General features: G+C 42.7%; 13 protein-coding genes and 1 tRNA gene. 8 read left to right on the top strand and 6 right to left on the bottom strand.

Annotation, left to right across the window (positions count from 1 at the left end):
• The first annotated feature begins 40 nt into the window (after nucleotides 1-40).
• The 5 genes from H6F42_RS08305 (at nucleotide 41) to H6F42_RS08325 (ending at nucleotide 12364) form a co-directional block, all read left to right on the top strand.
• Entirely contained in the window at nucleotides 41-6349 is a 6309-nt protein-coding gene (locus tag H6F42_RS08305; RefSeq protein ID WP_190398891.1) for a hybrid sensor histidine kinase/response regulator, read from the top strand.
• Nucleotides 6350-6480: 131 nt separating this feature from the next.
• On the top strand, nucleotides 6481-8298 hold the full coding sequence (gene recN, locus H6F42_RS08310) for a DNA repair protein RecN (RefSeq protein ID WP_190398892.1): 1818 nt from the start codon (nucleotides 6481-6483) through the stop codon (nucleotides 8296-8298).
• Between the two features lie 318 nt (nucleotides 8299-8616).
• Nucleotides 8617-10452 (top strand): threonine--tRNA ligase, encoded by a 1836-nt coding sequence (gene thrS, locus H6F42_RS08315; protein ID WP_190398893.1) that lies wholly within the window; start codon nucleotides 8617-8619, stop codon nucleotides 10450-10452.
• 211 nt (nucleotides 10453-10663) lie between these two features.
• Nucleotides 10664-11596: a methylenetetrahydrofolate reductase gene (locus H6F42_RS08320; protein WP_190398894.1), complete on the top strand. Its 933-nt coding sequence runs from the start codon at nucleotides 10664-10666 to the stop codon at nucleotides 11594-11596.
• Between the two features lie 249 nt (nucleotides 11597-11845).
• Nucleotides 11846-12364, top strand: a complete 519-nt coding sequence (locus H6F42_RS08325; protein ID WP_190398895.1) for a DUF3172 domain-containing protein — start codon at nucleotides 11846-11848, stop codon at nucleotides 12362-12364.
• Nucleotides 12365-12431: 67 nt separating this feature from the next.
• Here the strand turns inward: H6F42_RS08325 and H6F42_RS08330 are convergent, their stop codons facing one another.
• From H6F42_RS08330 to H6F42_RS08345, 4 genes are all read right to left on the bottom strand, one after another.
• Nucleotides 12432-12665 (bottom strand): DUF2555 domain-containing protein, encoded by a 234-nt coding sequence (locus H6F42_RS08330; RefSeq protein ID WP_190398896.1) that lies wholly within the window; start codon nucleotides 12663-12665, stop codon nucleotides 12432-12434.
• 24 nt (nucleotides 12666-12689) lie between these two features.
• Nucleotides 12690-12781: transfer RNA gene (locus tag H6F42_RS08335), tRNA-Ser, on the bottom strand.
• Nucleotides 12782-12828: 47 nt separating this feature from the next.
• A complete protein-coding gene (locus H6F42_RS08340) occupies nucleotides 12829-13116 on the bottom strand; it encodes an MSMEG_0570 family nitrogen starvation response protein (protein WP_190398897.1) in 288 nt (95 codons plus the stop codon).
• A gap of 41 nt (nucleotides 13117-13157) precedes the next feature.
• Complete coding sequence (locus tag H6F42_RS08345; protein WP_190398898.1) at nucleotides 13158-14327, bottom strand: MSMEG_0565 family glycosyltransferase; 1170 nt, start codon at nucleotides 14325-14327, stop codon at nucleotides 13158-13160.
• A gap of 286 nt (nucleotides 14328-14613) precedes the next feature.
• Between H6F42_RS08345 and H6F42_RS08350 the strand changes: the two genes are divergently transcribed.
• The 3 genes from H6F42_RS08350 to H6F42_RS08360 all read left to right on the top strand — a co-directional run bounded on the left by H6F42_RS08350 (nucleotide 14614) and on the right by H6F42_RS08360 (nucleotide 17027).
• Complete coding sequence (locus H6F42_RS08350) at nucleotides 14614-15378, top strand: uracil-DNA glycosylase (protein ID WP_190398899.1); 765 nt, start codon at nucleotides 14614-14616, stop codon at nucleotides 15376-15378.
• Entirely contained in the window at nucleotides 15378-15668 is a 291-nt protein-coding gene (locus H6F42_RS08355) for a DUF2288 family protein (protein ID WP_190398900.1), read from the top strand. The genes H6F42_RS08350 and H6F42_RS08355 overlap by 1 nt, the downstream gene beginning before the upstream one ends.
• A 459-nt stretch (nucleotides 15669-16127) precedes the next feature.
• A complete protein-coding gene (locus tag H6F42_RS08360) occupies nucleotides 16128-17027 on the top strand; it encodes a branched-chain amino acid ABC transporter permease (RefSeq protein ID WP_190398901.1) in 900 nt (299 codons plus the stop codon).
• A gap of 76 nt (nucleotides 17028-17103) precedes the next feature.
• On the opposite strand, the gene H6F42_RS08365 is transcribed toward H6F42_RS08360, so the two are convergent.
• Nucleotides 17104-20631: a response regulator gene (locus H6F42_RS08365; RefSeq protein ID WP_190398902.1), complete on the bottom strand. Its 3528-nt coding sequence runs from the start codon at nucleotides 20629-20631 to the stop codon at nucleotides 17104-17106.
• Nucleotides 20632-20659: 28 nt separating this feature from the next.
• The gene (locus H6F42_RS08370; RefSeq protein ID WP_190398903.1) at nucleotides 20660-23899 is read right to left on the bottom strand and encodes a methyl-accepting chemotaxis protein; all 3240 of its coding nucleotides are present in this window, start codon (nucleotides 23897-23899) and stop codon (nucleotides 20660-20662) included.
• Nucleotides 23900-24298: the final 399 nt, after the last annotated feature.

Below are 24298 nucleotides of genomic sequence, written 5' to 3' on the forward strand. Positions count from 1 at the left end.
AGCTAGCTACTCATACCCTAATCTTTGAGAGGACTCTGTCATGAACTCGGAACAACAACAGCAGCGAATCATGGGCTACTTTATAGAAGAAGCCCGCGAACATCTTCAGACCATTGAGCAAGGTGTTTTAAACTTGCAAGATATATTGAATGACTCTGAATCAATTAATGAGTTGTTTAGAGCTGCTCATTCGATTAAAGGTGGTTCGGCAATGTTAGGAGTTAGCAGTATCCAGCATGTGTCTCACAGATTAGAAGACTTTTTCAAAATCATTAAAGAAAATCCCCATATCAATGTTGATGAAAGGCTTAAGAGTTTATTGCTAGCAGGTTTTGATCCTCTGTCGGAGCTACTAGATGAATTGCAGGTGGGATTTAAGATATCCGATGAGTTGACTCTAGAGACAAGTAATCGAGTTAAACCTATTTTCGCGGAGTTACAATCCTATCTTAATCAGTTGACTAACTCGGATAGCGATCGCCAAGTAGCACCTGTAGTAACCGAACAAGTTATTCCTGCGGAAATACAACTACAGCCAGTCGGCAGTAATTCCGCAGAATCAGTGTTTCAAAAAGAAGTCACCACCAAAATGCGGGATATGTTGCAATTATTCCGAGGTGAAGATTCGTCAGACACGCGGGCAGGGTTGCAAGCAATTTGTGGTTACTTCCAAGAGGTAGGGGATACTTTTGCGTTAAGCAATTGGACTAATTTGGTAACGCAAATTAAAAATGCGATCGCCCAGCCCACAAATGCCTATCGTACCCTTGCGCCAATTTTAATTAGAGAACTGAAAGAGGCTCAAGATTTAGTCTTGGCAAATCGGGAGCAAGAAATTACAGTTTCTCCTCAGATTCAAAATTTACTGCCCAGTTGGTTTAGTGAGCCAGAAGACGATGAGGTCAGCACTATCTTTACCACTGCTGCGGGTAATATTGATGATGATTCAATTCTGGAAGACTTAGCGATCGCCGCCACTACGCCAATTACTGAAAGTACAATTACGAGTGCTGACCTCGAAGAAATCGATCTATTTGCCGATCCTAGTAGTGAAGATGTATTCGATCTGTCCGACAGTCAAGATAATCAAATCGATCAATTGGATTGGATTGACGGAGAATATGAAATTTCCGAGAATCAGCATATTGATGGGCCAAAAATTGGTGCATCAGAATTAAAGTCCTTGGCTGTTCTCTTTGAGAATGATGACATTGACTTTGATGCAGCTTGGGAAGATATTGAGTCTAATGAGACCAATATGATTAATCAAGGGCTGGATCAAGCGCCTGATAATCATGATGACTTTGCGGATTTATTGGGTCAAGAATATGACGATAAGGCAAATGTAGCATCTAGTAAATCTACTCCCGAAGAATCAAATATCGATCAATTGTTTGGTGATTTTCCAACGGATGAAGCAATTGATTTTGACGATCAAGCTTCGGAAGACGCTCTATTCCCTGACGATCTAGATAACGCTTGGGTAGAATCGCCCTTAGCTGTGAAGGAAAGCGTCAATTCTGGCTTGGATGATTTACTAAGTAATGATGATGCAATCAATGATGAAATCGATTTGGGAATTGATATTATTGATCAAATTAATGAGATTGAAGAATCTGCTGGCGTAATTAACATTGAAGACATTAATTTTGATGATATCAATTTGTCTGAAGTCGATCTCCTAGAATACAGCGTTCCTACTGCAACGAAGTTGGATGAGGAAGAAGGGCTTGATAATAGGTTTATTAATTCTCAGGATAGCTTTGTTGACGATTTATCTAGTGAAGATTATTTCGCAGCACTGGACAACGCAGGTAATAGTCAAGATAGTGAAATCTCTGATTATGTAGATCATGGAGATGATACTCCTAATGAGCCATTTGCCTTAACCCTTTCCGAAGAAGATATGGCTCTCTTGGAAGATCCCTTTGCGATCGATGACAGCCTTGACGAAGAACTGATGGGAGCATCTACAGAGGTTGTTAGTGAGGAAATTGAAGGAGCGATCGCTGATGATATTGATCTGCTCCTAGAAGGTGCAGGCTCTGAGGCAATAGATGAGGTTAGTAATTCTTTAGAAGATATTACTGACAATTCCAAGAATGATGATACCTCCAGTTTAAATATATTCGACGAATTGGGATTTGATAGTGATGATTTTGATACGACCTCAGGTTCCCGCACTTTAGAAGTTGCAAATGCTGCGGAATTTGCAATAACTCCTGAAGAAACCAACTCAGATTATGTCATCTCCGATAATTCAGAGTTACAAAGTGAATCAGATTGGGAGCAGAATTTACAATTCTTGGAAATAGAAACTCCTGCTGAAAGTTTCAGTGATTTTGATAATCCTCAACCCATCGATAATATCGAAGAGTTTGGAGATTTCTTCTCTGATTCTGAAAATAATAATGACCTCAGTAATATAGAAGTCACTCTTAGCTCCTCTAGTTTCAATGAGATAGAAGTGGCAAGTGATGAATTGTCTGATTTCTTTACAGAAGACGATGCTGAGCCACAGATTACCATTTCCAATTCTATCGCAACTGAATTTGAGCAGCCGATTACTAGCACTGACGATCTAGCAGATATGTTTGCGGATGCGGACAATTCTGTGGATAACATAGACGCTTTCAATACGGTTGAAGGTTTAGAAAATGTTGCTATTGATGAATTTAGTGGCGAATTTAGTGATGTTGATGATTTAGGTGATTTCTTTGGAGAATCTAGCGAAGCCGAAGAAACTAATGCGGAAATTACTAGTACAGAGGCTCTAGGCGATTTCTTTAGTGAATCCGAAAATATACCTACCAATACGGAATCCTTGGGTGATTTCTTTGAAGATACGGAGGAATCAAAAACGGTTGAAGAAACTGATGATTTTGGAGATTTTGATATTACTACTGAAAGTGATAACGAATTGGAAATTTTCTCTGAAGAAGAAAATGATGTAGTAAGTAGTGGAAATGCTATTGATGAATTAGATGATTTCTTTGCTGACAATCAAGGGATGGATGGATCTGAAGAAAATGATTTAGCGATCGCGGATCTAGCTGCTGTAAGTATGGCGATCGAGAATACCGATGATTTGGGTGATTTCTTTGCAGATGCCGAAGAAGAACTGTCTGAGGGCTTTGTCTTCTCAAATAATGTTAGTACTGAAATTAAAGACTCCGAAGAACTAGACGATTTCTTCTCAGAGATGGAAGCTTCCCAAGATGATCTAACGGAAGCCTCGGTAGAAGTTAATGCTTTTAGCGATGAATTTACAGATGAGTTTAATGGTAATGAAGATTTAGGCGATTTCTTTGCTTCATCAGATAAATCGACAATCTCAGTCGAAAATGATTTCTCCGACTTTGAAGAAGAGCTAAGCGCTGAATCAAATTCTGTAGCTCAATTAACTCAATTCGACACCAGCCTTGAAGAAAACTATCTAGAGGAAAGTAGTCCCGATTTGTTTGGAGAGTCGGATCAGGCGGCGGCTGATTTAGCCACTTTGTTCTCCAGTGCTGAAGAAGATGATCTGACGGTACTCGAAAATGAGTTGGGTTTTAATGAAGTGCGATCGCTTACCCAAGAGGAATGGCAAGATGAATCTCCCGAAAATGCTAATGATTTTCTAAGCGAAGATTTCTTTGGCGAAAATGACGATATATCTGACCCTGAGTTTAATACGGACTTTAATGACGATCTAACGTCTATTCAAGATCGATTTAACGATCTGGATACTGAGCTAAGACAAACCAACCTTAGTAATGATGAAGTTACAGCAAGTAATACCATTGACAACTTAGCCGACTTTTTCCAAGGCGATGATGATGATGCGATGAGTCTATTAGATGATGAGGCTGCTAATGAAAATAGTCTTGCGGTGGATGCGATCGCTGATTTTGCCGAGCTGGTTAATTCCAGTAATGCCGACTTGGATTTTATAGATGAATCTTTTGCTCAACAACCAGAAGAGATTCCAACATCATCGGTAATAAGTGGAGGATTTCCGAGTCAGTCTGGCATCGAAGAGCTAAATGGTATTGATGACAACTTTAACTTCGATGACTTAGAGGCGATGATTGGCAACTCTGGTAATTCTGGCAATGAATTTGCAAGTTCTACTAATGAGATGGGCTTAACCAGTGAAAGTCAATCTACAGCATCTTTCAGCTACGATCAGCAAGCTGCGAATGATGATATGAATTTTGATGAGCTGGAAGCTCTCCTCGGTGATACGGGCAGTTTTGATAGCCCCGTGGTTAATGAACCTGTTGCGAAGTCAATCGAAGTTGCTCCGCCCAAACCCGTTGATGACTTCGACGAGCTAGAAAGTATGCTCCAGTCCGCTTTTGCTAAGGATGTGGGGCCAATTAAAACGAAAACCCCTGCGCGTCCCCCCGCAACTGCTCGTAAGCAAAGAATGGCTGATACGACGATGCGGGTAGATGTCAAGTATCTCGATAGTTTGAACAACCTCGTTGGGGAACTTGTCGTTAACCGTAATCTATTAGAGCAAGATCAAGAAAGATTGCAGCAGTTCATTACCAGCCTATTGCATCAGGTGCAGTTGTTGAGTGATGTGTCTCAAAGAATGCGTGATCAGTACGATCGCTCGTTATTAGAGGCTTCCTTAACCGCAGGGCGGGGAGGTCGTTCTTTTAACAGTAGTTTTGAAGCTTCCTTTGCGATTGAGGGAAGTAGCTCCAATAGCGCGGTAAGTAGTGAGTTTGAGGGTATTGAGTTTGACCGCTACAACACTTTCCACGTTCTCTCACAGGAAATCATTGAGTTAATCGTCCGAGTCCGCGAATCGGCTTCCGACATTGAGTTCGTGGTGGGTGAAACCGATCAAGTAACCCGTCAGTTAGGCACAATTACGACTCAAATTCAGGACGACCTTAAACAATCGCGCATGGTTCCCTTCGCGCAGATTGCCGATCGCTTGCCTAGAGGGATTCGCGATCGCGCACTCAAAACTGGTAAGCAAGCGGAACTAGAAATCTTTGGGCGCGAAACTTTAATTGATAAAGCAATTTTAGAATCCCTCACCGATCCACTAACGCATCTTGTAAATAATGCGATCGATCATGGATTAGAAGATCCCACTACTCGTCAAGCGGCTGGTAAGCCAGCGTCGGGCAAACTAACCGTGAGAGCATACCATCAAGGTAACCAAACCGTTATTTCTATTAGTGATGATGGTGCGGGTATTAGTATAGACAAAGTTAAAAAGAGTGCGGTTGCGAAAAAAGTTCGTACCCTTTCCGAAGTAGATCGCCTCAATGATACCGAAGTTTACGGTTTATTATTTGAACCTGGATTTAGTACGGCAGCCCAAGCCGATGAGTTTAAAGGGCGGGGTGTGGGTCTGGATGTGGTCAAAACCTGTCTCGATGATATTCGCGGCGTGATCATTGTGGAATCCGTAGTTGGGAAAGGAACGACCTTTACCATTCGCTTACCCTTGACCCTGAGTATTTCTAAGGCGATGTTCTGTATTAGCGATCGCGCCCGCATTGCATTCCCTGTCGATGGATTCGAGGATATGGTGGAAGTTCCTCAAAGCCAGATTGTCCTCAATGATAAAGGTCAACCTTGCTTACCTTGGCGCGATACAATCCTGCCATTCCAGCATCTATCCAATTTACTTGCCTATAGTCGTCACCTCAGCCGTAGCAATATCTACGGGAAGCAGGATAATGACGAACTCTGCATTATCATTCTGCGGAACGATACGAGTTATCTCGCTTTGCAGGTCGATCAATTCCTTGGTGAGTACGAAATCGTAATCAAGCAGTTAGAGGGACCAATTCCTCAACCAGCGGGTATTGCAGGGGCGACGGTGTTAGGGGATGGTCGCGTGATGGCGATCGCTAACGTTCTGGAACTATTTGACATTGCTAGCGGTAGACTGCGTCCTTCGGCTTCGGGAGTAATTACGTCTCCACCCGTCGAAGAAGATATCGCCGTCGATCCAACGGTGCTGATCGTAGACGACTCGATTACGGTACGCGAGTTGCTATCGCTGACCTTTGCCAAGGTGGGCTATCGGGTCGAACAGGCGAAGGACGGTCAAGACGCATGGGAAAAATTACGTGCAGGCTTACCCTGTGACATGATCTTCTGTGATATTGAAATGCCTCGGATGGACGGGTTGGATCTCCTATCGAGATTGCAAAAAGACTCGCGACTCAAGGAGATTCCTGTGGCGATGTTGACCTCGCGTGGAGCCGATCGCCACCGTCAGTCGGCTATTCAACTAGGGGCTAAGGGATATTTCACTAAGCCCTATCTCGAAGAAGAATTGCTGAGTGCCTCGAAGCGCCTTTTAGCTGGCGAAACTCTACCAATTTAATAAATTAGGACTGTAATTTGTACAGTCCTAATTTATTAAATTTTGAACCTGTAATAAGGAATCAAATCTAGAAGACTTTTTTAAAATATTTGAAGTTTTGCTTCCCCATAGCTTCAAATCAAAAAGACATTATGTTGCTGAGCCTAAAAATTGAAAATTTTGCCCTAATCGATCGCCTCGAACTGGAGCTTTATGCAGGATTAAATATTCTCACAGGAGAAACAGGTGCAGGGAAATCGATTGTCCTAGATGCCCTAGATGCGGCGCTAGGTGGCAAAGTTTCGGCGCGAATGTTACGAACTGGATCAGATCGCGCCAATATCGAAGCAACTTTTTCCACAAATCAGGCGATCGCTCAATGGCTAGAAACGCAAGAAATCGATGCGATTGATGCCGAAACCCTCATTTGTAGTCGCGAAATTACGGCGCGAAGTAATCGCACCCGCATTAATGGCATAGTCGTCAATAAACAGCAAATTCAGGAATTACGCGATCGCCTTGTAGAGATTACAGCCCAAGGGCAGACGATTTTGCTCAGCCAAGCCGCCCAGCAGAGGGAATGGCTCGATAATTTTGGCGATCAAGCGCTGAATCAAACACTATCTTTGCAGCGCATTAAGGTAGCGAAACTATTTGAAGCAAAAGAGCGATCGCGCAAGGCTCTAGGGGAACGCCAGCAGAATGAGCGCAATCGTCTGCAACATCTCGATATGTTGCGCTATCAGCTAAAAGAACTTGAGGCAGCAAATCTCGATGATCCCGATGAATTAGAAAATCTTGAAGGCGATCGCAATCGCCTTGCCCATAGTGTGGAACTACAAAAACAAGGCTACGCTGTCTATGAAGCCCTCTATCAGAATGATGGGGGAAATGCCTGTGCAGACTTGCTTGGACAGGCGGAAACTATCCTCACCGACATGGTTTCCTTAGATCGAGAAGCGGAAGGAATTCTAGAGTTAGTATCTAGCGCCCTTGCTCAAGTAGAAGAGGCGGGAAGACAAGTTAATAACTATGTAAATCGGCTCGATTCTGATCCTGAGCAATTGGAAGTAATCGAACAAAGAATTAATCAAATCAAGCAGATTTGTCGCAAGTATGGCACACTGCCTGAAGCGATCGCCTATCGGGAAAAGTTGCAAAATGAACTAGCCGAACTTACCGATCACAGCATTTCCATTGAAGAATTAGAACGAAAAGCTGAGTCTGATTTGCAGGCGCTTCTTAAAGCCTGTAAAAAACTTACGGAACTGCGACGACAATCAGCACTCGCCCTTGAACAAGCTCAAATTGAATTCCTCAAAATGTTAGCAATGGAAAAAGTGCGATTTCAAGTGGGGATTTATCCCGTTGAGCCTACCGCTTTAGGAGGCGATCGCATTGTTTTTGAATTTAGTCCCAACCTCGGCGAACCCTTACAGCCTTTAGCCGAAACTGCCTCTGGTGGGGAAATGAGCCGCTTTTTACTAGCCTTAAAGACCTGTTTTGTCAAACAGAAAATTGAGCCTTCACATCCTCCAGCAGGAAAAGTTGAGAATGACTTTATTCATGCTAACGTTGGCACGATGGTTTTTGATGAAATTGATGCTGGCGTATCAGGTCGAGTCGCTCAGGCGATCGCTACACAACTTTGGCAGCTCAGCCGTAGTTCTCAAGTTCTCTGTGTAACTCACCAACCGTTAATTGCCGCAATCGCTGATCGCCATTTCCATGTTAATAAAGAAGTAGTTGGCGATCGGACTCAAGTACAGATTCGACTCTTAGAGCTAGAAGAGCGCAAACAGGAGTTAGCCCAAATTGCTTCTGGCAAAAGTGTAGAGAAAAGTCAGGGGAAAGTGAAAAAGGAAAAAGGAAAAAATGTGGCGGCAAATGGGAATGATAGCTCAGTCATACAAGCGATCGCTTTTGCCGAGTCTTTATTAGAACAAGCGGCGGCTATTAAGGCAAGTTAAAGAAGAATCTCGCTAAGTCGCGTGGCACAAAAACTTGATGTCGTAACTTTTGCAAGTTACGACATCAAGTTATAGATGCAAAATCTACAACCGGACGTAAATCTGGGACATCAAAAAACAGAAATCTTCTAGTTATTTAGTAGGATACGTTAGTGCAACGTAACGCATCAATTATATAAAGATGATGGGTTACGCGATCGCTAATCCATCCTACATTTAATTCCAACAACCTACTTAATGCAATAAAAAAGCTAAGATGTTAGTCTCTAGTAAAATTTTTGTAACTCTTGTAATAAATTAAGGTCACGACATCAAGTTATGGATGCAGTTGCAGTAAAGCCCAGCGAAAGCAAACCTAGTGATATTAAACCTAGCGATATCCTGCGGCAAGCCGACACCGAAAAATTAGCGCGGATTCGCCACACATGCTCCCATGTGATGGCGATGGCAGTTCAGAAATTATATCCCGATGCTAAGGTGACAATCGGTCCTGCAACTGAAAATGGCTTTTATTACGATTTCGATCGCACAGAGCATTTTACGCCCAGTGATCTCAAGGCGATCGCTAAGGAAATGAAGCGGATCATCAAGTGGAATCAACCCCTTGTGCGTCAGGAATTACCACGTCCTGAGATGCTTGCGGAAATCGAAAAGCTTAACGAGCCTTACAAGATAGAGCTACTAGCTGCCATTCCTGAAGGGCAAAATATTAGTCGCTATTTTATCGGTGATCCCGAAAAGTTTGAAAAACAGCCTTGGTGGGATCTGTGTGCGGGACCTCACCTCGAAAGTACTGGCGATATTCATCCCGAGGCCTTTGCCCTCGAGAGCATTGCGGGAGCCTACTGGCGCGGTGATGAAAAGAATCCGATGCTGCAACGGATTTACGGTACGGCTTGGGAAACTCCTGAACAACTTCAGGCGTATCATGCCATGCTCGAAGAAGCCAAACGTCGCGATCACCGCACCATTGGCAAGGATTTGCAACTATTCAGTATTCAAGAAGATGCTGGCGGTGGCTTAGTTTTCTGGCATCCCAAGGGCGCGATCATCCGCAATACCATCGAAACCTTCTGGAAAGATACCCATGTCCAGAATGGCTATGAGTCGGTAACCACTCCACACATGGCGAATTTGGATTTGTGGAAAATCTCAGGACATAATGACTTCTATCGCGAAAGTATGTTTCAACCGATGGAAGTGGAACATCAGGTTTATCAGCTTAAGCCGATGAACTGTCCTTTCCATGTGCTGATTTATAAAGATACATTGCATTCTTATAAAGAATTCCCAATTCGCTATGCGGAATTGGGAACAGTCTATCGTTACGAGCGCTCTGGAACCATGCATGGTCTAATGCGTGTACGTGGCTTTACCCAAGATGATGCTCACATTTTCTGTACTGAGGAGCAAATTGAATCGGAAATTCTCGGCGTTCTTAATCTTGCCGAATTGATTCTCTCCACCTTTGGCTTTGAGAACTACGAAATCAATCTCTCCACCCGTCCCGAGAAATATGTCGGCTCCGATGCGATTTGGGAAAAGTCCACAGAAGCTCTTAAGCAAGCTCTTAATCACAAGGGCTGGAACTATGTGATTGATGAAGGCGGCGGCGCATTCTATGGGCCCAAAATCGATATCAAGATCGAAGATGCGATCGGTCGGCGTTGGCAATGTTCGACAATTCAGCTAGATTTCAATTTACCCGATCGCTTTAAGATGGAGTACGTCGGCGAAGATGGCGTGCGCCATCAACCAATCATGATTCACCGCGCTCTGTTCGGTTCCGTCGAGCGTTTCATCGGTGTATTAATTGAGAACTATGCGGGTGATTTCCCCCTCTGGTTAGCTCCTGTCCAAGCAAAGTTGATTGCTGTCTCTGATAGCCAAATAGAATATGCCGAACAGGTTGCGGCAAAAATGAGAGCCGCAGGTTTGCGCGTCCAGCTAGACCATAGTGGCGATCGCATGGCGAAGCAAATCCGCAAGGCTGAAATGGACAAAATCCCTGTGATGGCAGTCATCGGCGCAAAGGAAGTGGAGGCAAATACTCTCAGCATCCGTAGCCGTAAGCATGGCGAACTTGGTGCTATTGGGGTGGATGAAGTGATTAGCAAAATGCAAGCAGCCATTAGCGATCGCACTTGGTTCTAATAGCCTAAGATTACGAAATTTTGTCTCCTTAATTAGGCAAATATAGCAAACCCCGTAATATCAAAATGGCTACACCATTTTGATATTACGGGGTTTATTTTTTAATTTACAAAAGTGTCGTTACTCTTTTCAAATGCATCAGAACTTTACTAGCGATCGCAATGGTTTAAAATGCAGACAATCTTAAAAATTTTTAATAGTTTTGTTTCGCATGATCGAGCCGCCCCAGTCAGTATTCGAGAAACCAGAGAAAACCTTTAACCAATTCCGCAAGGCGATCGCCAATAAGGAATTTCTAATCACGGCTGAAGTTTCTCCACCAAAGGGTAGTGACCCCACGCACATGCTCGCCCAAACGAGATCGCTGAAGGGGCGTATCCATGCTGTGAATATTACTGATTCGAGTCGGGCGGTGATGAGCATGAGTCCTGTGGCTGCCTCGGTCTTAATCCAGCAACAAATCGGCATAGAAGCCATTTGTCAACTAGCCTGTCGCGATCGCAATCGCATTGCTTTACAAGGAGATTTATTGGGAGCCGCAGCTTTAGGAATTACCAATATTTTGGCGTTGACAGGCGATCCTGTGAAAGCGGGTGATTCTCCTGATGCGCGATCGGTATTTGACTATGAATCAGTGCGGTTATTGCAATTAATTGAAAAGCTAAATCAGGGGCTAGACTCTAACGGCAAAGCCTTGCCCCATCAAGGTACTAATTTCTTAGCAGGAGCCGCCGTTGATCCTCAGTCCCCAAGCTGGTCGGGATTGCAAAGACGTTTTGAGCGAAAAATTAGCGCAGGGGCGCAATTTTTCCAAAGCCAACTAATCACCGATTTTGAACGCCTCGATAAATTTGTAACTCAAATCGCTAATCAAGCCGATAAACCCGTCTTAGCAGGAATATTTCTAATTAAATCCGCCAAAAATGCTTTATTTCTCAATAAATATGTGCCAGGGGTACAGATTCCTGAACATATTATCGATCGCCTAGCCAGTGCAAAGTCACCCTTACAGGAAGGCATCGCGATCGCTGCTGAACAAATTCAAACCGCAAGGCAAATTTGCCAAGGCGTGCATATTATGGCAATCAAAGCCGAACACCTAATTCCTGAAATTTTGGATCGCGCAGGAATTTCTAGTCTCTAAATAATGAAAATAAAATGCCTACGTCATTTTATAGTTGTGGTCAGTCTTGTTCGGACACAAAACCCAAGAAGCGAGTTGCGGCGCTTCGCGCCGCAACTCGCTTCTTGGGTTTTGGTTTGTACTGGCTAACTCTTGCTTTGCTATAGAGAACTTTCGCTAATTAGTATCACTTTTGAGAGGTTTACTAGGTAAACCTCTCAAAAGTTCAACACTTTCGGTTAATCTAGGGAATAACCCTAACTCACATCTATGGCACGACGTAGATATTCTTCAACTCTGAATACACCTCCCACAGAACCAAGGTCGAACGATACGACCACAAAACTGGCGATCGCAGGCGCGATTTTTGCAGTCGGTATTGGTGTGGGCATTGCTCTCTCTACGCTCAACCCCACACCCCGCACCGTTGATGCAATTCGTCTTGATAATCTCGCCCCTAGCCGCGATTTTTGCAATAACTACGGAGCATCGGCAATGGTGATGAGTAGCCGCGTCTATGTGACTCTCAACCCCTTTAATGTATTCATCAGCCAAGCCGAGCCAGTCCCCGGTTGCGTAGTTTTGCCTAACAACTGGAATTTACTACTCCAAAAAAATGTAATTAAAGAAGCCGATATTCGTCAGTGTAAGGACAGAATGAATACTTTTGGCTTTACAGGCGATCTCGAAAAGTCTCCCAGTGTTGATTGCATTTACGAAAGCAAAAACGCTACCGAGAAATTTACTAACGGCTTACCCGCAGCACCTAGTCCCAGTCCAAACCCCTAATAAAAAGATTCGGGAAGCGCGAATCTTTTATAAAAACAAAAAAGGTACGCTAAGCGTACCTTTTTGTTTAGCATTCATCGAATGCTTCTAAGTCTAGTAAATGGCGATATGGCTCAGCCAAATCAGAGCCTTTAAAAGCCAGCGATCGCAAAATATGCCAATCCCTAAGACTCTCAAAAGCATTATCGTAGTCATCACGCTCTAGACGATCCGCGATCGCTGCAACATCTGTCGCATTAAAATCTTTAGGATCGATCTCAGGAGCCTCAACTATTAGATCCTTTGAAGGGTTATCAACCATATCACTCTATGACAGGCTTGTGAACGGAGAGAGAGGGATTCGAACCCTCGGTACGGAGTTACCTGCCGTACAACAGATTAGCAATCTGCCGCTTTCGTCCACTCAGCCATCTCTCCAAATTTATTAGGAATTATATCTTAGCAGAACGCGGGAATAATGCAACCTAATTATTAAATTTAATAAATTTGACTTTCGGTTTATCAAGTTGGGCAAACATTGCCGCCTTTGTCTCGATCTCCTGCAACTGACCTAGAGCCAATCCACAGGGAAATCCATACTTAGCTTTTACGCGATCGCTAGCAATATTTAAGGCTGTCCGCGATCGCTCTACAAAGTCCACAAGGTCATATTCCGTATTCGGCTCAAAATATTCTTTGACCACTAGGGACGGGGAATAACACGAGTCCTGTGATTGATCTGGCCAAGCAACTTGAAAACGAATTTCAGGCATAAAATTTCTCACAGATTAAACTAGATGCAGCAAAGCTGCATCTAGTTTAATTTTGCCATTTTTTGGTAATGCACCCTATGCATCTGAGCCGAATTTTGCCATGTATATTGACTCAAAACAGGCTGACTCATCTTTACTAAAGAGTCCCTAATATTAGGCTGAGTAACCCTTTGCATGGCTCTAGCGATCGCCTCCACATCATCGGGATTTACTAACAATGCACTTTGATGGGATAAAAATTCCGTAAAAGGCAAGCAATCGGAAGTAATTACGGGCAATCCTGAGGCGATCGCCTCCATAATCACTAGTCCCCAACCCTCTTTGGCTGAAGGAAATACAAAAGCATCGGCACAGCGATACAAAGTCGCCAATTCAGCATCAGTAAGGACTCCCGTGATAACTAAGGATTGAGCAATCCCTAACTTGTCAACGACTCCAAAAAATTGCTCCCGATAATCCTGATAGTCAAATAAAGTCGATCCCCCCGCAATAACTAACTGAGCATTAGGAAAATCATTTAAAACCTGAGCAAAGGCTTGAATTAACCTAATAGAGTTTTTACGCGGTTCAATACCGCCTACGGTCAGATAAACGGGCGATCCTATTAAGCCTAAGCCAAATTTTTGTTGAATTTGCGCTTCCATTCCATTGCGATCGCCCGAAAATCTTTCTAAATTCACCCCATTAATCACTCGCGACGCATGAATTTGATAATGCTCATATAGTTGCTGTTGCCAACTATCACTCACACATAAACAAAGCTCTGCCTCGCGAATCGAGCGATCCTGACAAGCCTGTAGATAGGGGCTGTTGTAATCTTCGATATGGTGAACGGTACGGACAAAGTGAGGAATAAGTCCTTGCGATCGCAAAATCGCTAAAGCGTTGGCACTAATGCAGTCCTGAGCATGATAAATATCAAAATCACGGGTTGCAGCACTTAAATAATCGACTAAATAATCGACAAATTCTTGAATTCTCTGCTGAATTAAGAGATCAATTTCCTTCGGGGCAGACTTGGCAAGAACAGCCTGAAATTGGCAGACCAAATGACGCTCAAAGCCTAATCCATCCTTGTCCAAAGCAAAAATACAAACCTCATGCCCCAATTTTTGCAAAGCCTCAGCCAATTCGAGGGTATGAATTACACTGCCCCTTGGCTTCGTGGAGTAAGTCAGTAAGGCGATGCGTAAATTTGATTTTGGCAACATGGATAATTCCTTCTTGATCAAGAATTGGTGATGCGGGGCAAAGCCTCGCACCACCAATTCTTGACTTTATCATGTCTATTTTTTAGGTGATACTCCCTTCCCATCCAAGAATTAGCTAAGCGGCGCTTCGCGCCGCTTAGCTAATTCTTGGGTTTAGGACTTGCGATTGGGCGAGGGCAAAGCACTCTCCCAATCTACCCAAAACTCAGTAAATTCTTTGGTTTTGCGTAAGTCCTAACAGGTAAAATATTAGTAATAATATTGATTTGGGGCGCATATTCTGTCTATGACTGACAAAGAACAAATGAGCCTATTCGATTTGACTCCCTCGGAAGCTCCTGTAACCGAGCTACCCAAAGCATCTGTGGGCAAGTCTCCATCGGCTCAAAAAACTACTCGTTCTTCTAAAACGGCTGCGCCTGCGGTATCAGTACCAGTCGCCGAGCAGTTTGCCAGTCTAGACGCATTGCGCGAAACGGCTTGTAACTGCCAAAAATGCCCACTCGCGTCCACTCGCACTAACGTGGTTGTCGAAAGAGGCGATCGCACCGCCAAAATTCTCATCATCGGTGAAGCCCCCGGAGAACAAGAGGATCTATCAGGGTTGCCCTTTGTCGGTAAGTCAGGACAGCTGTTAGACAAAATCTTAGAATCCGTAGGCTTAGACACCAATAAGGATGTCTATGTTTGCAATACCGTCAAATGCCGCCCCCCTAATAACCGTGTCCCTACGGAGATCGAGACTACTACCTGTAAACCCTATTTATTAGAACAAATTCGTCTTGTTGATCCCAAGATTATTTTGCTCACAGGCGCAACCTCCCTTAAGTCAATTCTGGGAGAAAAATTAGGCATTACCAAAGTTCGCGGTAAATGGTATGAATGGGAGGGTCGCCTAGTGATGCCCATCTTTCATCCCTCCTATTTATTACGCAATCAAAGTCGTGAACAGGGCAGTCCTAAGTGGCTGACATGGCAAGATGTAAAGGTGATTAAAGCTAAGTATTTAGAAATTATAGGTACAGAACCAGTTGTGGATGAGGAATTTTAGTGAGTAATGTAAGGGATGATTTGGCGAAGATGGTGGATGTGGCGTTGTGGGAATGGTTGTCGCCCCATGCGGCTAGAGCAAGGGTAATTTTAGTTGGGGCAAATCTGGATCTCGTCGATGTGGGCGAGGCTCTGACTGAAGACAATGCAAAATTGGTGCAGTCATGGATCGAGGATGGCTGGTTGCGTCATCCCTCCGCCGAGGAACTCAGCGATTGGAATGCCAACAAGGAAAAAGAGTTTACGAGTCTGGTTGTACCACCCTTTGTATTAGCCAAGCTTAATTTTTAGGAGAAAGATGACCCTTCGTAACCCTTTCTTTGAATAAAAGCATTAATAAAAAAGGGAGACCAGTTAATAACTAGTCTCCCTTTTTTATTTACAGTAACCAAAGAAAAAAGCCTAGGTTACTTTCCCTGTTTCGTTCCTAGGCTTTTTTCTTTGTTCGCTCCTCACACCTCTCTAATATACATCCCTTATCTCGAAATGTCTACTAGATCTTTACAAAAAACAGGATATTTTCCTATGTCTTTGGGCTGATGTTTGAGTAATAAGGCGATCGCTACCCATCTAGAGGAGGCGCAAAGTCTTGATTTACTTAGTGATCCGTAAAATCCTAACTTGGTTCACCAAGGAAGTAGATTTTGGGTGATGCGGCTTTGCCGCATCACCCAAAATCTACTTTGTTATTTCCAAAGCAACCCAGCAAAGCGCTGTACTATGAATAATCAATTTCTATAAAAATCTTTAATGCTGGAAGTCCTGCAATCAACCGTTGATGGTATCGCCGTTGGCAGCATTATCGCGCTTGCCGCCGTTGGTTTAACGCTTACCTATGGCATTCTTCGCCTCGCTAATTTCGCCCACGGGGACATTCTTACCCTCGGCGCATATCTTGCTTTTCTTTCCAATACAACCTTTAAACTGGATATTTGGCTATCGATCGCTTTTGGTAGTGCTGCTTCTATTGGGTTGGTGCTGATCTGCGAAAAAATTCTCTGGCAACCCTTACGCGCCAAGCGAGCCACTTCCACCACAATGATGATCGTGTCGATTGGCTTAGCTTTAGTGATTCGGAATGCGATCGTTTTGATTTGGGGCGCAAAGCCGCAAAAGTATAATTTACCGACTTTTCCCGCAATTAATATTTTTGAGTTAGCGATTACGCGCAATAAAATTGTGGTTATTGTAGCAGCGATCGCCGTGATTGCAGGGCTATATTACCTCCTCCAAAACACCAAGATCGGTAAAGCGATGAGAGCCGTTGCCGATAATCCTGAACTAGCGAAAGTCGCGGGAATTAATGTTAATGCGGTAATTCTATGGACATGGGTGATTGCGGGCGGGATGACTGCTTTTGGTGGAAGTATGTATGGTCTGATTACGAATTTGCGCCCGAATATGGGTTGGTTTCTGATTTTGCCGATGTTTGCAGCCGTGATTCTCGGCGGCATTGGTAATCCCTATGGGGCGATCGCGGGAGCGCTAATTGTGGGCATTTCCCAAGAAGTCGCGACTACCTGCCCCACCACTTTAGGAGAATTGCAGAAATACTGTATCGGCACGGAATATAAGCTAGGGGTTGGTTTAGTAATTATGGTTTTAGTATTGCTATTCAAACCGCAGGGACTATTTAAAGGGACTATTTAGCAAAAAGTGGCGGCGCTTCGCGCCGATACTTACCTAAAAAAGAAAGAAGGTGACGCTCCGCGTCACCTTCTTTCTTTTAGCCAATAATATTCTGTAAAGTTGATACCAATTCTTGCTCACGATAAGGCTTACTAAAGTAAGCACTTGCGCCCAGTTCTAAAGCCAATTTTTGATCATGATCATTATTTCGGGAAGTCAAAACCACTACAGGCATTCTATTGAGCGCCTCGTCAGCCCGAATGTTAGTTAAGAGCTTAAATCCATCCATGTGGGGTAGTTCTAAATCTGTAATCACCACATCAATATCTAGATTGCGGCGTAGCTGATTTTTGAGAAAGGCAAAGGCTTCGTTGCCATCTTGCACCTGCTCCGTCAAAAATCCTGACTTAGTTAAAGTCATCGCCAGATATCGTCTGACATTTGCCGAAGCCTCCACAATTAAGACTTTAGGTTGATGCGATCGCTTAGTTTGTCGATCTCCTGAAGCGTTCATCATCAATCCCGAACTTTCTAGATTTTCTGGATCAGAAACTCTACTTAAATTAGCCTGATTGAATGAATTAGAACTCTCAGAAATAACATCGTCATTACCAAAAAAGTCAGAGAGAATTTTTAAATTATCAATCCCTTGATTTGATGGGGGAGCTATAGATTCAGGGATATTAATTCTCGAAGCTTCCGCAGCTAGTTCCGCAGGATTGATGAGAGCTACCGCTTGATTGCTACCTAAAATAACCGTACCCAGAAAAATTGAGGCTAGAGAAATATCACCTTCAATATGATGGAATGTGGCATCTTGATCATTCCAGCATCCATCTGTATGTAAGGCAAATAGATGATTATCATGGTGAATAATCAGAAAAGCAGATACAGCATTTGCTGGCTTATATCTTTCTACCAGATCGGCAAAGGGTAAAGATGCTGTGGTTGTAGGTAATTGATGGGTGTTATGGCGACAGTTAAGTTTGAGGCTGGAGTTAAGGCGCAATACAGGAATTTTGCGATCGCGCCATAATAGGGTCGTTTGTCCTTCCTCATGGGGGTCGTCAGATTCTATAGGAATAACTTCTAAGACAACTTTGCTGGGAATAGCAAGACACATTTGATTAATATCAATGAGCATGACTCTGACTAAAGCCAGTAAGTTAGGTAAAACAATCGTAAATTCTGTACCTTCTCCCATTTGCGACTGGACGGATATTGTGCCGCCGACATCACGTAATTTTTTCCGAATATCGCTTAATTTCGTCACACTGCCTACATGGGGTTCGCGAGAAATATTAAAGTTGGCATCAAAAAGCAAGCCCATTAATTGCTCATTTCCCATCTCGATCGTAGAGAAATCAGACATTCCTGCGATCGTTGCCGAATTTTCTAACTGCTGGCGAATCTTCTCAAGATTGATACCTCGACCATCATCGCTGACCTTGATAACTGTACCTTCTTCTGTCTGTGTGGCAATTATCTCAATTTTTCCTTGAGGACATTTCTGCATTTGTTGGCGCTCAAAGAGAGTCTCAATACCATATTCCACAGCATTGCGAAGTAAGAGTTCAAGGGGTTCAGCGACTATCTCTGACAAAATCCGCTCAATGCTTATTTCCGCACCTTTAACAATCAACTCTACCTGATTACCATATAGCAAAGATAAATCACGCAAAATCCGAGGATATTTTCTAACAATGCTAGAGATGGGATGCTTGAGTACTTGACGCAGATTTTTTCTTAATTCCCTAACATCTTGTCCCATTGCATAGGCTTGATGCTCAGATTGGTCAATCACATTCAAGATCTGCTCAAGATTACTCTGCAAATCGGCGATCGCTGTTTGATTATTAGAATTATGATCTAGCAATTGCAAGCTCTTACGAGCCTCTCCTGAAAAAGCTTTGATTTCTCCTAAATAAATATCTAGGCTACCTTTACGAACTAACAACTCTTCAGCTAAGTCACCCAACATTTCCAAATGATTGATCGGCAAACGGATAGAAGCATCATTGGTGATAGTTGCTAAATGATAGGCTTGTTCGCGCTCCTGAGTTGTATCTAAGTCTCGCTTTTTCTGCTCGTTGTTGCCCAAACTCAAAGAACCTACAAAGTTCAAATCGGACTCTAGAAATATCGGAGAACTATCTTCTAAATTAAAGTCAGTATCAGAGATATTGGGATCATCCAGCAATGAACCTTTTTCCAAGTCCAAATACACATTATTATTTTGATAAATCGGAGACTCTTCAATGGCTGTATCAACGTCGGAACTGGAGAAGTCTTGATCTGGTTGAGTCTCAAGAAATACTCCACTCTCAGCCTGAGCTTCATCTGTAAAAGTGATTTCTTCTAAAAAGCTTACTTCTAAAGGTTCTGATTGGAGTTCACCGATAGATTCCAAAGACTTCCAAAAAGTCGCATCATCGTCTTCATCCTCTTCATCTTGTTCTAAGGGATCGTCTATGCTGACGGCTATTGAGTATTCAGAGGTATCCTCTGGAGTTATATTGAAGCTAGCTTCCAATTCTTCTAAAGTTGAGAGTTCATCCTCATCTACGGGAGACCAAGACTCAAAAGAAGAAAACTTAATCCAAGGATCATCAAGATCTTCTACAATTAAATCTTCCTGAATATTGGTAATATCTTCTTGCTCATTCCAACTAACTCCCTGTAATTCTGTTTCATCATCGCTGCCCAGCAGATTTTCGGTTACAGGGGCTAAAAATATTTCCGCCAGCATTTCTGGCATAGGCAGGCTAGTTATTTCGCTGTTATCTAATTCCTGAGAGATTTCAATTATTGCGTTATCTGCGTTATCTAATTCCTGTACACTTTCAATCTTGTCCCCATCATCACTGGCGATCGCCAAATCCGCATTCAGATCAGAAGTTAGCTCTAATAAATCTTGTTCTTTAATCCATTCTAAGGAGTTAGACTCATCATCTTCGACTTCATCATCTACCTGAATCATTATAAATCCATCTAACTCATTTAAATGAGTTCCCTCTAGTAGATATAAATCATCATCAGTATTCCCATCGGAATCGACATCAAAATCGATATCAAATAAATGTAGAGCTTCTGGAATATCATCTAAATTAAATGGCTCATTCTCATTGGTTTGTAAAATCTCTAGATTGTTTAAATTAAGTAACAAATGCTCTTGGATTTGATCAAACAATTTATTTTGTAAATCCATCCAATTACTACTAGGTTCCATTTCGTAGCAATATTCATTAATAATCTGAGACATTATGTCTGTTATTTGATCGAGTAAGCCTTTAATAGGATCGCCAACAGAATTGTAGTCTCGCAATAGATTAACGGATTCGTCAAAATCTCTAGATATTTTAGCCAAGTTAGATTCAGGGCTATAAAATTTAGCCTTGATTGCCGACGCTCTCAGCAGACTATTGGTAAAAATTAAGCTGTCAAGCTGATTAAAAAAAACAGGTAAATTAGAATCTAGTCCTAATATTTGTTGCTTCAGATTCTGAATATAAATATTGGCTTCATCAGCCAATAACTGTTTAGTTGGTAATGCTATTTCAACAGTTGGAGGAATCATTTTGGGTAGATTTTGGTAACTCAAGGTGGTTTGTAATGGATTTGACAAGCTTTAATTGTTTCTATTTGGCGGGCATTTATCTAACTTTAAAATGGGCTAAAGATTGCTGTAAATCTCCAGAATACTGCTTGCTGCTCTTAAGAAATTTAGATACTTCCGAAGAAGAAGCAAGGGTTCTTTTGGCAATATGTGAAATGTCTTTCATTAAATTAGCTACCCCTTCAGATGTTTGTACCTGCGATAGGGTTGCATCAGCGATGGAAGACATTAGCTCGTCAATCTGTTGTGAGATTTCGGCTATTTGTTGCAGGTTATCTCTTGCCGCGATCGCTAAATTATTGCTTTCGGCAACTTGGTTACTACCAGACTCAACGGCTGCCATTACCTCATTGGTTTCCATCTGAATACTACTCAGTAATCTCTCGACTTCTTTAGTAGTCGCCACCGAGCGGGCGGCTAGTTCGCCAACTTCTTCGGCAACGATCGCCAATCCACCACCCATTTCTCCTGAGCGAGATGCCTCAAGAGTAGCGTTAATGGCAAGAAAATTCGTTTTGATAGCGATCTCATTAATTGTAGAAATTGCTTTGGCGACTTTTTGGGAAGATTCTCCCAAGTTTTTGATTTTTTTCGCCGTATTGGAAACCGTACTTTGCAACTCGCTGACTTTCTCCATGACAGCATCAATGGAGCGATCACTTTCGGAAATTTTAGATGCTACCAATTGTGAAGACTGAACGATCCTCTGGCTATCATTAGATATTTTTGTCGCCGCTATAGTAGACATTTGAGCCGTATTGAGCGATCGCGCCACCGTATCCACTTGTCTTTGGGACACACTAGCAAGATTAGCGATCGCCTGTTCGCTCTGTCCTAGCGAGAAGTTAACTTGATTTGCCGATGACTTAACTTGACCGACAATATTGTGTAAGCCCCGCATCACATCATCAAAAAAGATCGCTAGATTTGTAAAGTTACCATCAACAGACGTAGTAGTCACCGTCAGATCACCATCAGCCAAAGCTTGCATATCCTTCAGCATTTGCATTAACTGAAATTGAATTTCTTCCTTCTGCTTACGATAACTCTCAACTTCAGCATTACGCTGAACCATTTCTCCCCGTACCTTTTTGCCCAACTGTAAAATATTTTCATCGGACAAGTCAGATTCTTGAACTTCTTGTTTCTCTTCTCTAGCTAGCTTAGACAAGACTTTAAACAACTTCACAACTTGTAATTGCAAACGTTCCTTTTCCTGTTCTTGCTTGAGCATCATCATTTGGAACTGTTCAGACATCTTGTTAATGCTTAAAGAAATATCTGATAGCTCATCATTACCCTCCACACTCAAGGTTCCCAAGTGAGTATCTGATTTCGCTTGTTTAAGATCTCTTAAAGCTGAGCGGATATCCTTGAGTCGGCTACTTAATTTACGCGATAAAACATAGGCGATCGCCCCCACTAAAAAAGGAGTCGAAGCAATTCCAATTCCAATCACAAGTAATAGATTTTGATTACCTGCCATGACTACCGACTTATCTACCGTAGTGACGATATCCCAAGGCAGCATTCCATAATTTTGCATATTGCCTACAGAGGCATAGGCAAGAAATTGGGAAGTGCGATCACCTTTGAGTACTTCTCGTAAATCAGGACTTTGGGCGGCTCGCAGATCCGATAATATGGAAAAATCCGCCGATGCATCTTCCGCAATATTTACCGTCTGAGAACTCGCAACATAGCGATTGGAACTGTCAATTACGTAGAAACTACTAGTACTACTAGTATTGCTGGATAATTCACTGACTAGGGATTTAACGGGTATTTCTACCTGTAGCACCATGCTTACCTTGTTAGAAACAGAACTTTTAATGGAGCTAACCGCATAAATGTAAGCACCTTCTTTAGTAGCTACAGAATTACTGATCAAGGTACTATCCGTAGTTGTCGCCTTACTTAAAAAGTTGGGGCTAAGGGTTTGTAAACCTTGAGAGTTTTTAGATTGGGCAATCAACTCACCATTGGCACTAAAAACGGCAATACTAGAGTATTGGGGATAAGCTTGACCGTACAAATTGAGGCGATTAGTTAACTGTTGCTTTAATTGCCTTTGTTGAGCAATTGGTAAAGAGGGGGCAGGTTTTGTGGTCTTATTAGCAGGAAGATTAGTTGAGGGAACTGGATTAGCTGGATTTTGGAGAGTACTTAGCCCTACTTCTGTGGAAACCAATAAAGTTTTCAAAACTTGAACGTCCGCAGATTGTCTTTGCAAGAAACTGCCCGTTGATTTCGCTAAGGCGATCGCCTCAGCCTGCTGCCCCTGCTTGACTCTATTTAGAAGTAAGCTATCCCCTACTTGATAAGCTGCTACGCCTAAGGTGATCGCAGGAATTGTAGCTATTAACGCTCCCCATAGCGTAATTTTTTGACCCACACTAGAGAACTTAAACATCTCCTCCAGTGAGATTGCTGATGCATCAGGGCTATTTTTAAAAGCCCTATCCACTGGCTCTAGACCATGGCGATCTCCAAATAAAACCGCTTCTACAGGAGGGAACTGAGCTTGGGCATTATTTTTCTTTGTTTTTTTGCCTTTTTTCGGTAACTTAGTCTTGGGATTACTTTTCTGAATATTGGCAATAGTATCTTGTAAAACCGTTGAATTAACATTCTCCGCTAGTTCTTCCAAGGTCACAATATCCGTTGTCTGCTCACCTAATTGAGTTGAAGCTTCGGGATAGACTTCTAGTGGTGGCGTTTTAATTAAAGAAGCGATCGCAGGAGGAGGGGGGACTACTCCATTCCCATTACTCTGAATATTTAAGGGCGCTTTTATTTTAGAAGTCGAATTGGGAGGAGAAGAGGGAGTCAGTAAAGTTAAATCCTCGACCGTCACATCCCGATTTGGCGTAATAATCTGATTTGTCCCACTTACAGCATCACTTGCACCACTCGTACTGTTAGTATCCGTGTTAAAAGATTGACCACTGGTAGTGAGAATATTATCGACATCCTTGTGGATATCTTTTTTAGAAGAAGTTCTTTGAGATGCAGCAGCCAGTTTGTTTTGGATTTGAGCCAAGGAAGTACTAGCAAGATCAAGCAAGTCAGGATCATCCGTTAGGGTTAGTACTTGCTGATATTGCACCTTAGCGTATTCGATTTTGCCTGCCTTCCGAAAAGTTGCGCCCAACCAAATATGCAGTTTAGGATTACGAGGATCTTCGTACAACAATTCTGAGAACTGTTGCATAGCCTCTTCATACCGACCCTCTGCATAGGAGTGTAGAGCCGCCTGATACTGCGCTGTCATCATGATCGTCCCTGTATGAAATACGTCTATCTTGTTTCAAGCAGGAGCCTCTAAATCTCTACAAGTCTCCTAATAGACAGTTAAACGGATCGCCCTATAAATTCTCTAGCGCCATTTTGCTTGTGTTTATTAAAAAAAGTGCTATTATATGTAGGGATTTGTTGTACTCAGTTATTACAGAAATTGAAAAAACTGGTTTTATTGCTTGGATGTGATTGGCTCCTCAACGTAAAGTTGGGCGACAGACGTGAGTCTGACCCTACGCTTTCGTGGGATGATGCCTGTGAAGGACCCAGTATGTTCCGATCGACCTTCTAACTATCAGGGTTGTAACAACCGTTAACAACCTCGGTCGATCGCTTCTCAGATTGGAGAAGGCTAAATATTTTCAAGACTGAATAA

The sequence above is a fragment of the Pseudanabaena sp. FACHB-1998 genome (assembly GCF_014696355.1).
In the GTDB taxonomy this organism is placed as follows: Bacteria; Cyanobacteriota; Cyanobacteriia; order Pseudanabaenales; family Pseudanabaenaceae; genus Pseudanabaena.

Bases quoted from the DNA above. Each gene is read 5' to 3' on its own strand.
- H6F42_RS08330 (WP_190398896.1), bottom strand. From the start codon at position 12,665: ATGGTTGATAACCCTTCAAAGGATCTAATAGTTGAGGCTCCTGAGATC.
- H6F42_RS08325 (WP_190398895.1), top strand. From the start codon at position 11,846: ATGGCACGACGTAGATATTCTTCAACTCTGAATACACCTCCCACAGAA.
- H6F42_RS08370 (WP_190398903.1), bottom strand. From the start codon at position 23,899: ATGATGACAGCGCAGTATCAGGCGGCTCTACACTCCTATGCAGAGGGT.
- recN (WP_190398892.1), top strand. From the start codon at position 6,481: ATGTTGCTGAGCCTAAAAATTGAAAATTTTGCCCTAATCGATCGCCTC.
- H6F42_RS08340 (WP_190398897.1), bottom strand. From the start codon at position 13,116: ATGCCTGAAATTCGTTTTCAAGTTGCTTGGCCAGATCAATCACAGGAC.
- H6F42_RS08320 (WP_190398894.1), top strand. From the start codon at position 10,664: ATGATCGAGCCGCCCCAGTCAGTATTCGAGAAACCAGAGAAAACCTTT.
- H6F42_RS08350 (WP_190398899.1), top strand. From the start codon at position 14,614: ATGACTGACAAAGAACAAATGAGCCTATTCGATTTGACTCCCTCGGAA.
- H6F42_RS08360 (WP_190398901.1), top strand. From the start codon at position 16,128: ATGCTGGAAGTCCTGCAATCAACCGTTGATGGTATCGCCGTTGGCAGC.
- H6F42_RS08345 (WP_190398898.1), bottom strand. From the start codon at position 14,327: ATGTTGCCAAAATCAAATTTACGCATCGCCTTACTGACTTACTCCACG.
- thrS (WP_190398893.1), top strand. From the start codon at position 8,617: ATGGATGCAGTTGCAGTAAAGCCCAGCGAAAGCAAACCTAGTGATATT.
- H6F42_RS08305 (WP_190398891.1), top strand. From the start codon at position 41: ATGAACTCGGAACAACAACAGCAGCGAATCATGGGCTACTTTATAGAA.